The 13,939-nt window shown below is 34.4% G+C and carries 14 protein-coding genes; 8 read left to right on the top strand and 6 right to left on the bottom strand.

Annotated features, from left to right (window positions below):
* Positions 1 to 289: 289 nt before the first annotated feature.
* Complete coding sequence (locus tag A8B35_RS23115; protein ID WP_083634659.1) at positions 290 to 1,714, bottom strand: tyrosine-type recombinase/integrase; 1,425 nt, start codon at positions 1,712 to 1,714, stop codon at positions 290 to 292.
* A gap of 166 nt (positions 1,715 to 1,880) precedes the next feature.
* Here A8B35_RS23115 and A8B35_RS21515 point away from each other — a divergent pair, with 166 nt between their 5' ends.
* Positions 1,881 to 2,186 carry a hypothetical protein gene (locus tag A8B35_RS21515; RefSeq protein ID WP_083634656.1) on the top strand — a complete coding sequence of 102 codons (306 nt, stop codon included), beginning with the start codon at positions 1,881 to 1,883 and terminating at the stop codon, positions 2,184 to 2,186.
* Positions 2,187 to 2,577: 391 nt separating this feature from the next.
* Here the strand turns inward: A8B35_RS21515 and A8B35_RS23235 are convergent, their stop codons facing one another.
* The 3 genes from A8B35_RS23235 to A8B35_RS23455 all read right to left on the bottom strand — a co-directional run bounded on the left by A8B35_RS23235 (position 2,578) and on the right by A8B35_RS23455 (position 4,273).
* Entirely contained in the window at positions 2,578 to 2,784 is a 207-nt protein-coding gene (locus A8B35_RS23235; protein WP_139314977.1) for a hypothetical protein, read from the bottom strand.
* A 692-nt stretch (positions 2,785 to 3,476) separates the two neighbouring features.
* Positions 3,477 to 4,067: a peptide-methionine (S)-S-oxide reductase MsrA gene (gene msrA / locus A8B35_RS21510; RefSeq protein WP_083634653.1), complete on the bottom strand. Its 591-nt coding sequence runs from the start codon at positions 4,065 to 4,067 to the stop codon at positions 3,477 to 3,479.
* 35 nt (positions 4,068 to 4,102) lie between these two features.
* Positions 4,103 to 4,273 (bottom strand): hypothetical protein, encoded by a 171-nt coding sequence (locus tag A8B35_RS23455; protein ID WP_171973253.1) that lies wholly within the window; start codon positions 4,271 to 4,273, stop codon positions 4,103 to 4,105.
* A gap of 41 nt (positions 4,274 to 4,314) precedes the next feature.
* On the opposite strand from A8B35_RS23455, the gene A8B35_RS21505 reads away from it, so the two are divergent.
* The 4 genes from A8B35_RS21505 to A8B35_RS21490 all read left to right on the top strand — a co-directional run bounded on the left by A8B35_RS21505 (position 4,315) and on the right by A8B35_RS21490 (position 7,569).
* Positions 4,315 to 5,589 (top strand): replication-associated recombination protein A, encoded by a 1,275-nt coding sequence (locus A8B35_RS21505; RefSeq protein ID WP_075604020.1) that lies wholly within the window; start codon positions 4,315 to 4,317, stop codon positions 5,587 to 5,589.
* A gap of 118 nt (positions 5,590 to 5,707) precedes the next feature.
* Entirely contained in the window at positions 5,708 to 6,190 is a 483-nt protein-coding gene (locus tag A8B35_RS21500; protein ID WP_075604019.1) for a hypothetical protein, read from the top strand.
* 73 nt (positions 6,191 to 6,263) lie between these two features.
* Complete coding sequence (locus A8B35_RS21495; RefSeq protein WP_075604018.1) at positions 6,264 to 6,872, top strand: outer membrane beta-barrel protein; 609 nt, start codon at positions 6,264 to 6,266, stop codon at positions 6,870 to 6,872.
* A 130-nt stretch (positions 6,873 to 7,002) separates the two neighbouring features.
* Positions 7,003 to 7,569 (top strand): hypothetical protein, encoded by a 567-nt coding sequence (locus tag A8B35_RS21490; protein WP_075604017.1) that lies wholly within the window; start codon positions 7,003 to 7,005, stop codon positions 7,567 to 7,569.
* 46 nt (positions 7,570 to 7,615) lie between these two features.
* Here A8B35_RS21490 and A8B35_RS21485 read toward each other — a convergent pair whose 3' ends face one another.
* Positions 7,616 to 8,410, bottom strand: a complete 795-nt coding sequence (locus A8B35_RS21485) for a hypothetical protein (RefSeq protein ID WP_075604016.1) — start codon at positions 8,408 to 8,410, stop codon at positions 7,616 to 7,618.
* 556 nt (positions 8,411 to 8,966) lie between these two features.
* Here A8B35_RS21485 and A8B35_RS21480 point away from each other — a divergent pair.
* The 3 genes from A8B35_RS21480 to A8B35_RS21470 all read left to right on the top strand — a co-directional run bounded on the left by A8B35_RS21480 (position 8,967) and on the right by A8B35_RS21470 (position 12,574).
* Positions 8,967 to 11,111, top strand: coding sequence for a biotin/lipoyl-containing protein (locus A8B35_RS21480; protein WP_075604015.1), 2,145 nt, complete (start codon positions 8,967 to 8,969; stop codon positions 11,109 to 11,111).
* Positions 11,112 to 11,260: 149 nt separating this feature from the next.
* Positions 11,261 to 11,653, top strand: a complete 393-nt coding sequence (locus A8B35_RS21475; RefSeq protein ID WP_075604014.1) for a hypothetical protein — start codon at positions 11,261 to 11,263, stop codon at positions 11,651 to 11,653.
* Between the two features lie 57 nt (positions 11,654 to 11,710).
* On the top strand, positions 11,711 to 12,574 hold the full coding sequence (locus tag A8B35_RS21470; protein WP_075604013.1) for a hypothetical protein: 864 nt from the start codon (positions 11,711 to 11,713) through the stop codon (positions 12,572 to 12,574).
* 126 nt (positions 12,575 to 12,700) lie between these two features.
* Here the strand turns inward: A8B35_RS21470 and A8B35_RS21465 are convergent, their stop codons facing one another.
* The gene (locus A8B35_RS21465; RefSeq protein ID WP_075604026.1) at positions 12,701 to 13,870 is read right to left on the bottom strand and encodes an MFS transporter; all 1,170 of its coding nucleotides are present in this window, start codon (positions 13,868 to 13,870) and stop codon (positions 12,701 to 12,703) included.
* Positions 13,871 to 13,939 lie beyond the last annotated feature (69 nt).

Genomic DNA, 13,939 nt, shown 5'->3' with positions numbered 1-13,939 from the left:
TACGTAATATTATCACTCCACTTGCATTTATTTCTTCTATCCTCATCGCGGTAAATATTCGTATTTCTGTTTTAAATTTTAAATATAAATATTTAATCATTATGTTCTCCATATTTGTACTATATTAATCAAAATACTTAGTTTTTCAGAGATAATAAGGGGAAACAATCCTACTATTCACGACTATATAAAAACATTAAATCCCTATTGTTAAATATAGACTACATCAATAAAAAAATGATGGTGCTTACGCACATTCAACAATTTATCAACTCTAATTCTATAATAATCATAATTCTAGTAAATCCCCAGGGCTTTTTATCTTGCTTAAATCCCGATTAGATACATGAGTGTATATTTCTGTAGTTTTTGAACTTGAGTGTCCTAATAAAACTTGAATATAACGTAAATCAATACCCTCATCTAATAAATGAGTAGCAAATGAATGACGCAAGCAATGCGGAGTATAACGACCAACTACTCCTGCCTTTTTTTGAGCCTTTTTAAACACATTAGAAACACTAGTAACTGAATACCTACCTCCGTACTGCCCTTCAAAAAGCCATAGTTTCGGTTTATAGCTCATATAATAAGTTTCTAAAAGTGATAATGCTTTCTTTGAGAGTATTACATTCCTATCCTTTCGCCCCTTACCTGCCTTAATAATAATTTGCATCTCACTTCGCTTAATATCCGTTAGCTTCAAGTTAAGTAGCTCACCAATTCTAAGACCCGACGAGTAAAGCAAAAATAACATGCACTTATGCTTACTATTATCTACACAATTCAAAATATTTTGTAGCTCAACTTTAGGTATTACCTTCGGTAATTGCTTTTGTTTTGCAGGGCGCTGTATGCTTAAATCTATCGATTCTCGTTTCAGTATCTTCGCATAATAATACTTTACAGCATTAATCGATTGATTTACCTTCGAAAAAGAACACTGCTCTTCTTGATGCATTCTCAAATGATAATCCCTAAGCTGATCTACAGTTAAATCATCTATATTTGTAATACCTTTTCTTTTATTATACACTATAAACCTTAACATTAAATTATAATAAGTACTAATCGTATTCATACTTTTACCTTCCATCAACATAGCACTTAGGTATTCTTTAGGTGGACATGGTAAGCCTAAATGAATATTCTGCTGATCCATAAAAAACTTTATTAAGTCAATATCCTTTAAAATTAAATCAGTACTCCTCTTGAAAAACACAGATTGATACAAAGCTCTAACTACTTGCTTAATACGGACAACATCAAAGTGCAGTAACAATTGGTTTTCATCACTTAAAACATCATATAAACCTTGATTCTTAATGTCAAAAAACAAAGACTTTGTACTGCATTTTAACCATATATATGGTTTAAGTTGATAATGTACTGGAAGCATTAATACAGATGCCTTAAACGATAACATGCATTCTGCTTCATTCTTAGCGCCCAAAGAGTACAAACCACTAGTCCTAAGATTTTTCGCTTCATTAAAAAATCGGGTATCAACATCTGCTATACCTTCAAGCAGCTCAAATAAAAAGGTATAATTAGAAGGTGTATAATCTATCAAATAGACCTCCTGTCCTGGAGGTTTAAACGCTAACATATCTACTTTCAAACTGCGCTCAATATCTTGATTAGGTGCAAACTGACAAGATATAAATGACCTATTCTGGTACACACATTGTTTTATTATTACTTGAGTTTTCATGTCCACACTTACTTTTTTGTAAAAAACCTAAAAAATCAAGAATAAAGTCATATATTAATCGATTAAAGTCGATTAATAAACGAATATAAGCGATTAAGAAATGGAACATACATGCTTACATTGTAACAAAGCCTTAATTGGAAGATCAGATAAAAAGTTTTGCGACATGGATTGTAAAAATAAGTATGGCAATCAGAGGACTAAAGAAAACGACCGAATAATTATCTCAACCAATAAAAGTTTGAGAAAAAACAGAACAATTCTCAAACGACTTAATCCTATCGGAAAATCCACTATACGTAAAAATATACTCATTGAAATGGGTTACGACTTTCGGTTTCATACACATACATATACTAGTGAGAAAGGTGCAAAATATCGCTTTTGTTACGAATATGGATGCTTACTTATAGATGAAGAAAAAGTGCTAATTGTTAATTGGCAAACTTACATGAAAGCAGATATTGATTAACAATTTTACCAACATTTTTAAAACATACCGAAATGGGAACTTAATAGGTCCTTTTTAATGAAGTTGTTTAAAGTTGTTTGTAAATTTCGAGAGTGACATATTGGTTTTTAGCAACAAGACTTCGATTTAATATTGTATCAAATGATAACTGCTACTGCATTTAAATAAATTGATTACTCATAGTCTTTCAATACTAATTATATAGATCATATAATTTATTCATGGTACCACACTGTACATAATCTATAATTAGCCATTGATTATAAACTATTTACAATTTGGCGTATTAAACATTACAATTATTACCTTATTTACCCATTTAATCGGCTCTTATTCTTTGGGTATAAAAATTAGCTTCTTTGGCTCCTATTTTTATGTACTTGGATGAACTCTATTTTCTGTTCGATATGGCGTTGAGGCTTGGTCGTACCTCAGTTGGGGCATCATTGGGTCCGCTTCGGGTGTTTATTGGGTGTTTATTGGCCCTATACACCCGAGGCAGATCCGAACGTGCCACAACCCAAGTACGACTCAGACTCAAACCGAAAGGCACCAAACACCAAAGCTCAATTTCAAAAACCCCAAACATCTTATGCATTTTAAGCGCAAATTTGACCTATAATAGAGCAGAACGGCATCAAGCATCCAAAATATAATTTCATTTAAAATTCGCCCAATAATTACCAAGGCATATTTTAATGTATTTATTTTAGTTAAAGAGCAGAAACAGTTTTTTTCCAAAACCATATTAATTTCTGCACATACCATAAAAAACCAAATATTGGCTGAGAGGAATAAAAATAATACAATAAGTTATTTAGGAATACTTAACACAATCAAATTACGATTACATTATAGCCCTAAATAAGATTCATTAATAAACATTACGCTCTAACAGTAACTTTAATAATACCTGTAAACAAGGAAAAATTACGTTATCAAAATATTGCTATCATATACTTGGAGTAGCAAAATAAAAATGTGTTTTACTTTGCTTATGATTATGGAAATGCGCCTTCGTCAGAAAATAACATGGTGATCATTATTCAACAGCAAATCATATAATAGTAACCTCCTCTAACTTAATACATAGTTCTCAACTATAATATGTAGCTTTTTAATGTCACCTGAGAATTTCAAGTGTAATAGCTTTATTTTTAGAGATATTCCACACAACTTCTATAAAAAAAGGAGCCTTACAGCTCCTTCCTATTTATATCATTTACTTTTAAGCTATTTTAGTACGACTCAACCAATTTTGGTATCCAAACACTAAACAGCAATATTTTCTTACTTCTTCAATTGATCCTTAAACATCTTTTGGAATTTTTCCACCTTGGGACGTACCACAAACTGACAATACGATTCATTCTTATTGTTTTCGTAATATTCCTGATGATAATTTTCAGCTATATAAAAAGTTTCGGCTGCAGACACTTCTGTAACAATAGGTTTATCGTATAACTTTTCGGCATCAACTATCTTAATTTGCTCATTGGCTATATTTTTTTGTGAATCTGAATGATAAAAAATAACTGACCTATATTGCGTTCCTACATCACCACCTTGCCTGTTTAAGGAAGTAGGATCATGAACCGTCCAAAATACCGCCAGAATATCTCCAAAACTAATTACATCCGCATCATAAGTAATTTGAGCTACCTCGGCATGCCCTGTTTCTCCAGTACAAACCTCTTTATAAGTAGGGTTCTTTGAAGCACCTCCCATATAACCCGATTCTACACTAATCACACCCTCAAGTTGATCAAAAACGGCCTCTACACACCAGAAACAACCTGCTCCTAATGTAGCTTTTTCTATATTTTTTCCTTCCATATGTATACTAACAAATAATATTACTGCAAATATAAGTTTCTTCATAACACATTACATTTATATATCAAAGTTGTTTACGCTTATTGGCTTCTTATCGAATCACGCACAACTTTAAATAACTTGTTATCTAAACCAATTAAAAACACTTTAGGTTCATCTAATTTCTTCCAATCATTGAACTCTGTATGGTAATCTAATACCAATAAGGGCTTTATGGATTGAGCATTGATAATAAAATTATATGAATACATTCTCAGCTGAATTTGTAAATTTGTAGCTGAAAATTTTACTTATGAACGGATACCCCCCATTGGCAGAACGCCAAAGACCAAAAACTTTAGAGCAATACATAGGCCAGCAACATCTTGTGGGTAAAAATGCAGTACTCCGAAAAATGATTGAGTCTGGAGTATTCTCATCAATCATATTATGGGGTCCTCCAGGAGTAGGAAAAACAACCTTAGCCAAAATAATTGCCAACCAATTAAACAGACCGTTCTACGAGTTATCTGCAATCAATTCTGGTGTTAAGGATGTTAGAGAGGTAATAGAAAAAGCCAAAAAAGCCAAATTCTTTAATAGTCCAAACCCCATCCTATTTATTGATGAGATACATCGCTTTAGCAAATCGCAACAAGATTCCTTACTCGGTGCTGTTGAGCAAGGTATTTTCACTCTAATTGGAGCCACAACTGAAAACCCTTCTTTTGAAGTAATTAACCCGCTTTTATCGCGTTGCCAGGTTTATACCCTCGAACATTTAAGTAAAGAGGATTTACAAAAGCTACTTAATAAAGTTTTAGATACTGATGAGCTGCTAAAAAATAAAAACATTTCAGTTGAGGAGGAAGATGCCTTATTTCGCTTTTCAGGAGGCGATGCACGTAAACTACTGAATATTATAGAACTTGTAGTTAATGCCGATACTGAAACTAACATTACCATAACCAACGAAAAGGTCACCAAAAATCTACAGCAAAACCCTGCTGCTTATGATAAAAATGGAGAGTTACATTACGATATTATTTCAGCCTTTATTAAAAGTATTAGAGGGAGTGATCCGGATGCGGCTGTATATTGGTTAGCACGAATGGTAGAAGGAGGTGAAGACCCTAAATTTATTGCACGCAGATTGGTGATTTCTGCTGCCGAAGATATTGGTTTAGCAAACCCGAATGCACTTCTTTTAGCAAACCAGAGTTTTGATGCCATTAACAAAGTAGGTTGGCCCGAAGGTAGAATAATTCTTTCTGAGGTAACCATATATTTGGCAACAAGCCCCAAAAGTAACTCTGCCTATAAGGCAATTAAAGATGCTCAGGTATTGGTAAAACAAACGGGCAATTTACCTGTACCCTTAGCACTCAGAAATGCTGCTACTAAATTAATGAAGCAATTTGGTTACGGAAAAGATTACAAATATTCTCACGACGGAAAAAACAATTTTATAGAACAAGAATTTCTACCCATAGAACTAAAAAACAAACAATTATACACACCTCAAAACAACCCTCAAGAGGTTAAAGTATTAGACCGTTTGAAAAGATTATGGCCTAAACGTTACTAAAATTCACACTGCTGTTAAACAAAATGCCAACATAATCCTTTAACAAAAGAATTAATTACAAACTATTATTTACTATTGAGATTAGTAATAAGTCAGAATAAACAATAAACCATAACAGATGAAAAAATTATTATTTATTGCACTTTTTCTTATCGGTGCTGCAGGAGTTAACTTCGCTCAATCAACTTTTGATAAAGCTGAAATCGAATTATACCAATCCATTTATGGAATGGAAAAGAAAGCTGTTTTACAAAACTTTCTTAAAATTGAAGATTCAAAAACCGAGGCTTTTTGGACTTTATATGATGCCTACGAGCTACAAAGAACGGAAATTGGAAAACAATGGATAAGCTTATTATATCAGTACGTTGAGTCTCATGACAACATTACTGATGAAGAGTTGAAAGCAGCGATGAGTTCGAGCATGAAAACTCGTGATAAGATGGATAAACTTCAGAAGTCATATTTCAAAAAAATATCTAAGTCTGTTGGCCTTAAAACAGCAAGCCAATTCTATCAATTAGAAAATTATTTCGAAAGCTTATTAAACATTATGATAGTTGAAAGTCTTCCTTATATAAATGAGGATCATATTAAATAATCATATTACATAATATTATATGATGCCTCTTTCAATAACTGAAAGGGGCATTTTTATATAAAAACACTTGTTTATGAAAAAAATTATCTTTTTTCTTTTAATTATAATGGCATTTAACACTAAAGCTCAGTCTTTTGAGATTGCTCCTAGTTATGCATATCACTTTGGTGGTAAAATCAACTATGGTTCTGAACAAATTAAATTTACCGATAGCGATAATTATGGTATTTCAGCTAACTATATTTTACCTAACGGCGTTGGCATAGGTTTCGAATACATACGACAATCAACAACATTTACGCACGATTACAGAGGCCAAAAAATTGGAACCGGAGATGTTAATAATGATTGGTATCAACTTGTTGGAACCAAAAACATAATTGCAAAGGAACATATAGTACCCTATGCTGGCTTGGGCGTTGGCGCTGCTAATTTTAGTCCTAGTAATGTTACAGGCATCTCATACTCATCTGAATTAAAGTTTGCATTTACGCTTCAAGGAGGTGTTAAACTATTCCTATCCGACCATATTGGAATTAAATTACATGCCCATATGTATGTACCTATACAATGGGGAGGTTTTGGCTTTACTGCTGGTACTGGTGGTTCTGGTGCAGGCTTTAGTGCAGGATCCTCATTTATACAAGGCGATATTGGCGGTGGGATAATATTCCGACTATAATACCTCCGATATTTACGTAGTAATAGATTTAACCATTTAGGCTAATCATAAGTCGTATTGGATTAAATCTATTGCTGAAATATGGTCAATTTTGAATGGTCATAAAAATAGAAACGTAAATATATTAGTCATGAAAATTCTAAGTAAACCATTTATCTTAAACCTATCTCTTATAATAGGCTTATTAATTTCATCACCACTAAAAGCTGATGAAACATGTACCATTCCCAAAGGCACAAATATTTCAATCAATGTTGATCGATCTATTGCCTCAAAAGCAGTTCAACCTGAATTTCAATTTGGAGGTGTAATCGATTTAGATGTTTTAAGTGTAGATAAAATACTTATTCCTGCAGGCACTAAAGTAATGGGTAAAGTAATCTCTGTTAAAACAGCAGGAAGAGTAGCCGGTCAGGCAGAAATTGTGATGGTATTAACAAAAATACAGAAAGGCGATAAATATGTAGCCATACAAACAGAAGCTTTAAGTGTTAAAGGAGAAGCTCAAGGAAAGAAAACTGCGCGAAATGTTGGTGTGGGAGCAGCTACAGGAGCAGCTTTTAATAAAGGCACAGGTGCCGGAAGAGGCGCTGCTACAATGGGTGCTGTTAGTATTTTGTCTGGCGATGGAAATATAACCATACCCAAAGGATATAACTTACAATTTCCGATTTCTGATTCAGTAAACTTTGAATAATATTATGAGGAAACCTTGTACTAGGTTTCCTCAATTTTTATAATCACTAACTTTTCTTTGTTGGAAATAAGAATTGAACTTGTAGTCGAGACTGAACCTTAGCCCAACCATCAGGTCTAACTGCATTATAATATAAATGCGCATTTATATTGATAGGTTGCTTCCCTATTCTAAACACCTTGCCTGCTCCTCCACCAAATGGAACAATCCACTTATTACTTTCTGTAGCATTCCAATTTGCAGTAATGATAGGTCCGCTAACTAGGTACCAAGCTTTAGGTAAATTATAGTTTACAAAATATTGAAACAGAAACTTATTTTCACTCACATCTCCAAAAGTCCAAATGTTATTCACTACAATTCCCCCTACCCATTTATCAATCATAGATAAGGCAACAATTGAGGGGCCAATACCGAATTCTTTACTTCCCAAGCTTTTTGAGCTGGCTGTTGGCAACTGAAAAACAGGCCCAATACCCGGAATTATTTTACCAGCCTTTTTAGGAGATACCCATGCTGTATAATTAATATCTCCTAAACCAGAAGTACTATTATCCTCAAATGAAGATGGTTGGGTAATAATTGGCGCTATAACGCGATTGATGAGATTATATTTTTCACTTATACTTGCAGGAATTACTGGCTGTATATTCAGGATATTCTGAGCCCGTTTATGTGGTCCAATATTATAACTTGTATTGTTCTGAAAAGGCAAACTAATCATTGCCGCCAAAGGGTTTTGTGTAGCTTTTGCAAGTTCTCCATCACTTTTATCTTGTGCTTGCATAATACCCGAAGCTACTAATAATATTGAGTACAAAATCTTTATTCGTCTGTTCATAGTTTAGTGTTATTTATAATAAATACGGTTCATTCTTTATCTAAAAAAACAATGGCTTATGGGTTAATAATTTACAAACACATAATATTGCAAATGGTTTATAAATAAACTTATGAAAACATTTATTGAATAAATGTGGAATTTGAGACAATACACCTCACTAAAAAATCTTCGTTTTATAAAAACAGCATAATATCCTACAAAATTACAAGCCTGCACATATCTAAACGCAATTTCGATAAGCTAAGTGAATCTATTACACCCTTAAAGTATGTTAATTTTGAAGAATTTCGACTAGATGATATTTAGCCAAATGGAAAATTGAAGAATTATTTCTTTAAATGAGTCTAAAAACACGATATATATCACAAAAAAGGCTCATTTCGGGCCTATATATTCATAGGCAGTGTAATATTAAAGAAATTTTTCTTTATAAAAAAATTCATGTTGTAGAATACCTATAAACATTACTTCTAAGGCTATTATTATTAAAACAAAATTCTATTTTTGTAACCAAGAAAAAGAAATATTTTATAACGTAGCAAACCAAGAGAACATGTCAAAAAAATTATTGATTCGCGATCTTACTTTAAGAGATGGGCAACAGTCGCTTTTCGCAACACGTATGCGCCAAGAACAAATTGATAGAGTGCTACCAATGTATAAAGATGCCAATTTTTATGCAATGGAAGTATGGGGTGGTGCTGTACCCGACTCAGTAATGCGTTACTTAAACGAGAACCCATGGACTCGTCTTCAAACTATTAAGAAGACAGTGGGTGATGTAAGTAAACTAACTGCATTATCAAGAGGTCGTAACCTTTTTGGATACACTCCTTATACCAACGAAATTATCGATGGTTTTTGTAAAAATGCAATTGATTCAGGTTTAGGAATCATGCGTATTTTTGATGCCTTAAATGATATCAATAACGTAAAATCGACAATCAAATATGTAAAACAACATGGCGGTATGGCCGACTGTGCTGTTTGTTATACTATTGACCCTGCGTACCCTACTCCTCCTAAGAAAAAAGGATTAGCTGGTTTATTCGGTGCTCGCGAAAAAGGTCAAGAGGATGTATTTACTGATGAGTATTTCATCAATAAAGCAAAACAATTAGAAGGTTTAGGAGCCGACATGATTACTATTAAAGATATGTCTGGTCTTATTCCACCAAAACGCGTTTACTCTTTAGTTTCTGACTTTAAAAAAGCTGTTAAGGTTCCTGTTGATTTCCATACACACTGTACTCCAGGTTATGGTTTAGCGGCTGTTTTAGCTTCAGTTATGGCTGGTGCCGATGTGGTTGATACTAACATATGGAACTTTGCTGGTGGTCCTGCTGCTCCTGCAATTGAGTTAATCTATCTTTTCACTAAGAAATTAGGTATTGAGATGGATATCAATATGGAAGCTGTAGCAAAAATTAACGAGCAACTTCTTGAGATTCGTAAAGAATTACATGATGTTGATGGTGTAAAACAATTCCCGAATCCGTTTAACCCATTAACTGATACTGTACCTGCTAATATTGATGCAGAATTCGATAAAGCTATTGCTGCTGTTAAAGCTGGTGATGACGATGCTTTATTAACTGCTTGTCATGCAATTGAAGATTACTTCAACTTCCCAAAACCAAATAACTTGGTTAAAGATGCTGAGATCCCAGGCGGTATGTATACTAACATGGTGGCTCAATTAAAAGCGCTTCAGTCTGAAGATATTTTAGAGGATGCTATGAAATTAATTCCTACAGTACGTATGGATGCAGGTTTACCTCCATTGGTAACACCAACTTCTCAAATTGTAGGTGCGCAAGCGGTTAACTGTGCAATGGACCTTAAAAAAGGATCTCCAATGTACACAAACGTTTCTAACCAATTTATTAGCCTTGTAAAAGGTGAGTATGGTGAAACGCCAATTCCTGTGAAAGAAGACTTCCGTGAGAAGATTTGTGGACACAGAGATCAAAGAGATTTTGATATTTCTACATACAAAAAACAACCAAATCCAGTATTAGAAGATTGTGGTGGTGTTAAATTAGCAGAAACTGAAGAAGAAGTTTTATTATTAGAGCTCTTCCCAATGGTTGCTAAAGGATACCTTAAAGGTGTTAAAAAAGCTGCATGGGAAGCTAAACAAGCTGCTGCTCCTAAAACAGAAGCTGCTGCCGCTGCTCCTAAGGCTGCTAAAGCTGCAACTGGTAAAAAAGTTACTGCTCCAATGCCAGGTAAAGTATTCCGTTACGAAGTACAACCGGGTGATAAAGTAGAAAAAGGACAAACAGTTGCTGTTCTTGAGGCTATGAAAATGGAGAATAACATTGCTTCTGATTATGCTGGGTATGTGAACACTCTAATGGCTGAAGAAGGCGATACATTAGCTGCTGGTGATGCTATTATGGATATTGTTGCTGAAGCTCCTGCTGTAGCTGCTGCTCCTAAAGCTAACGGTGCTGCACCTAAAGCTGCTACTGGTCCTACTAAAGCAGTTACTGTTCCAATGCCAGGAAAAATTCTTGACATTGCAGTTAACGTTGGCGATGCTGTTACTAAAAATCAAGTAGTTATTACACTTGAAGCCATGAAAATGGAGAATAGCATTACATCTAGCTTTGCTGGTACAGTAAACGAAATTTTTGTTGAAGTTGGCGACACTGTTGCTGCTGATCAAAAAGTATTTGACTTAGTACAATAAGTAGAATATAACATTCGAGTATATAGCCTTTGCAATTTATTTTGCAAAGGCTTTTTTTATTCTCCAAATTCACTCAAACGTTCTATTAATGTGTCTAATTTTGTATTATTTTCGCATTATTAATAAACATCAAAATTAATCGCTAGTTTATGCCATATCAAGAAGCATTTGTTCAGCTGTGGGAACAAGTAAAAGAAAGTGTAGAAGAGGGAACCTTTGCCAAACTAACTATGGCTAAAACCATTGGTAAGCCCGATTTAAAAAATATTTTTGTCAGACCTGTTTATTCTGAAAGTAGTTTTAGAGTACTTCTTAAGTACCGCTATAGGTTAAGAGAAATGGAGGACAAAGAAACTGAAATGACTTTGGAAGAAGCTAAGGCTATATTGCAATCGCACTTGCGCAAGCCATTTACTTCGCTTATTGTATTTACTACTACAAAAGATCTTCTTTTTAAGATTAATAAAAAAGGAGCTGCCAGCGTTACTGAGAATTTGCCAACCTTCCAGAATATTGTAGAAGCAGAAAGAGACGCCATATAAGCACAGTTCAAAAGAAGCCAACAAAGGATATTTACAACTTCCATTAAAATACGACCTATGATAAGTAAAAGATTTATTGCTGCTGTTGTTATTATTAACCTAGTAATTGCAAGTGGTTATTCTCGACCATTGTTTAATAAAAAGAAGGATATTCTGATTGCTCAATTCGATAGTAAACCAGATCCGGATGATATTCATGCTCAGGCTGCTTTAGGTTGCATGCTATTGCATAAAGATCTAAAAGGAGTGAATTATTATGCCGTTGCTGGTGCTGTTGGAATTCAGAATGGGAAGTATATCGATTCGGAAGAGCTATTTAATATGGCTTTTGGCAAAAAATGGACCGATGCTCATACAGATTGGGAAGGCTCTGTGCAGAAAATCACTAATAAGGTGGCTCCCATATTAAAAAAAGGTGGGAAAGTTTGGGTGCAAGAAGCCGGACAATCGAATATAACTGCAGATTGGATTAAGGAACTACTCACTTTATTTCCTGAGGATATCATAAAATCTAATGTTATAGTTGCTCAGCATAGTAATTGGAACGAAGATAAAACAGACTCTACGGACTTGGCCTACGTAAAAAGCAAAACTAGCTATTTTGCACTAGATGATGGCAATGCTGCTCCTGATGCGGATTGGGGTGATCGTGGCTCCTACTCTACTCCTGAGTACCGAAGTAAGGATAGCAAGTGGATTGAGTTGGCTAAATCATCTGCTAACAAAAAGGCAGGGGCTTTATGGGTTGAAGCTGATAGAATAATTACAGAAATGTTTCCGGATGGATTTCCGGAGGAATGGTCGTACATACATCATAATGGAGTAGATTATTCAGACTGCGTTGAAAATTGGTGGATTTTTAACATTGGCGAGTTGGCCGATGATAATGCTAAGTTTTGGGATAGATATATTACAAACTAATCAAAATGGCCTGAGTTCAATTTAAGATAGCTTGTTCAAATCCTATATTGAACTCAGGCTAACATACAGTCTGCCTTAATATCAACAGTAAGGTTTTGCCTAAACTGCACCTGACATAGTTAAATGCTATTTCTTTTTTTCATACAATACTATCAAACCTAATATTGGTCCTAGAGCTAATACTGGATAAATATTTATAGGATTCATTGTTGCTTGCAAAACATTTAGAAGCTGGATACTAACTATAGATATTGAGAAACCGATACAATTTACAATGGTAAGTGCAGTTCCTTTCATTTTTACTGAGGCATTTTGAGCAACTAAGGTTGAGAAAAGAGGTGAGTCTGCAACAACCACCATTCCCCAAAAAAGAAGAAAAGCAATAAAAAGGCTTTCAGATTCAGTAAAGAACATCAAGGGAGAAATAAGGCAGCATCCGCAAGATAAGAGCAGTGCTATAAATGCGATTCGTTTAGTTCCTAATTTTTGTGAGAGATACCCACCGAGTACACAGGCCAATCCACCAATTCCAATAATTAAGAAAGACCATATTGGAATATTAAGTGCAGCTTCAGGATGTTTTGCACCATAAGTCTTTAGCATAATTGGTACAAATGCCCAAAAGGCATATAGCTCCCACATGTGACCAAAATAACCAAAAGCCGCAGAACGAAATTTATGATTTCGAAATACATTATAAGAAGCTGATAACTCTAGCTTGTTTGCGGGTTTTCGGTAAGGACCATCAGGCACCATAATAAACATCAATAAACCTCCTAATACCCCAAGAAATGAAGTTAAAGCGATTACATATTTCCATGGAAAAGCTGTGGTTAGTTCTTTTGCTAAATGCGGGAATGCAGTGCCAAGTACCAAAGCTCCAACTAGGAAACCTAATGATTTACCTAAGCCTTTTTCATAATGGTCAGCAGCTATTTTCATCCCAACAGGGTAAATACCTGCTAAAAAGAAACCTGTAATAAAACGAAGTGAAAGAATACTCGATAAGCTATTCTCTTCCCATATTACCCCCATATTAAATAGCGAGCCGAGCAATGCACACGTTAAAAAGACTTTTGAGGGTGAAAATCGATCAGCAATAGCTAAAATAGCGAAGATCAGTGTGCCTAAAATAAAGCCGAATTGTACAGCTGAGGTTAAATGCCCTAAAGCACTTTCTTTAAGCTTAAAATCTACCATCATATCGCCCATCACACCATTGCCTGCAAACCAGAGTGATGTGCAACAGAACTGAGAAATTACAATTATCGGAAGTATTAACTTAGACTGTTTCACAAATAATATTATTTCATTGCATTTAACATTGACTGGTTGAAGCGGTAAGCAATTTGAAAAACCAAACCA

It is taken from the genome of Saccharicrinis aurantiacus, assembly GCF_001660705.2.
Classification (GTDB): domain Bacteria; phylum Bacteroidota; class Bacteroidia; order Bacteroidales; family Marinilabiliaceae; genus Saccharicrinis; species Saccharicrinis aurantiacus.
The sequence above is the reverse complement of the archived record's forward strand: the minus strand, read 5'-3'. Positions and strand labels throughout refer to the sequence as shown.

Coding starts and splice junctions, on each gene's coding strand:
- A8B35_RS23115 (WP_083634659.1), bottom strand. CDS start 1,714: ATGAAAACTCAAGTAATAATAAAACAATGTGTGTACCAGAATAGGTCA.
- A8B35_RS21515 (WP_083634656.1), top strand. CDS start 1,881: ATGGATTGTAAAAATAAGTATGGCAATCAGAGGACTAAAGAAAACGAC.
- A8B35_RS23235 (WP_139314977.1), bottom strand. CDS start 2,784: ATGCATAAGATGTTTGGGGTTTTTGAAATTGAGCTTTGGTGTTTGGTG.
- msrA (WP_083634653.1), bottom strand. CDS start 4,067: ATGAAGAAACTTATATTTGCAGTAATATTATTTGTTAGTATACATATG.
- A8B35_RS23455 (WP_171973253.1), bottom strand. CDS start 4,273: ATGTATTCATATAATTTTATTATCAATGCTCAATCCATAAAGCCCTTA.
- A8B35_RS21505 (WP_075604020.1), top strand. CDS start 4,315: ATGAACGGATACCCCCCATTGGCAGAACGCCAAAGACCAAAAACTTTA.
- A8B35_RS21500 (WP_075604019.1), top strand. CDS start 5,708: ATGAAAAAATTATTATTTATTGCACTTTTTCTTATCGGTGCTGCAGGA.
- A8B35_RS21495 (WP_075604018.1), top strand. CDS start 6,264: ATGAAAAAAATTATCTTTTTTCTTTTAATTATAATGGCATTTAACACT.
- A8B35_RS21490 (WP_075604017.1), top strand. CDS start 7,003: ATGAAAATTCTAAGTAAACCATTTATCTTAAACCTATCTCTTATAATA.
- A8B35_RS21485 (WP_075604016.1), bottom strand. CDS start 8,410: ATGAACAGACGAATAAAGATTTTGTACTCAATATTATTAGTAGCTTCG.
- A8B35_RS21480 (WP_075604015.1), top strand. CDS start 8,967: ATGTCAAAAAAATTATTGATTCGCGATCTTACTTTAAGAGATGGGCAA.
- A8B35_RS21475 (WP_075604014.1), top strand. CDS start 11,261: ATGCCATATCAAGAAGCATTTGTTCAGCTGTGGGAACAAGTAAAAGAA.
- A8B35_RS21470 (WP_075604013.1), top strand. CDS start 11,711: ATGATAAGTAAAAGATTTATTGCTGCTGTTGTTATTATTAACCTAGTA.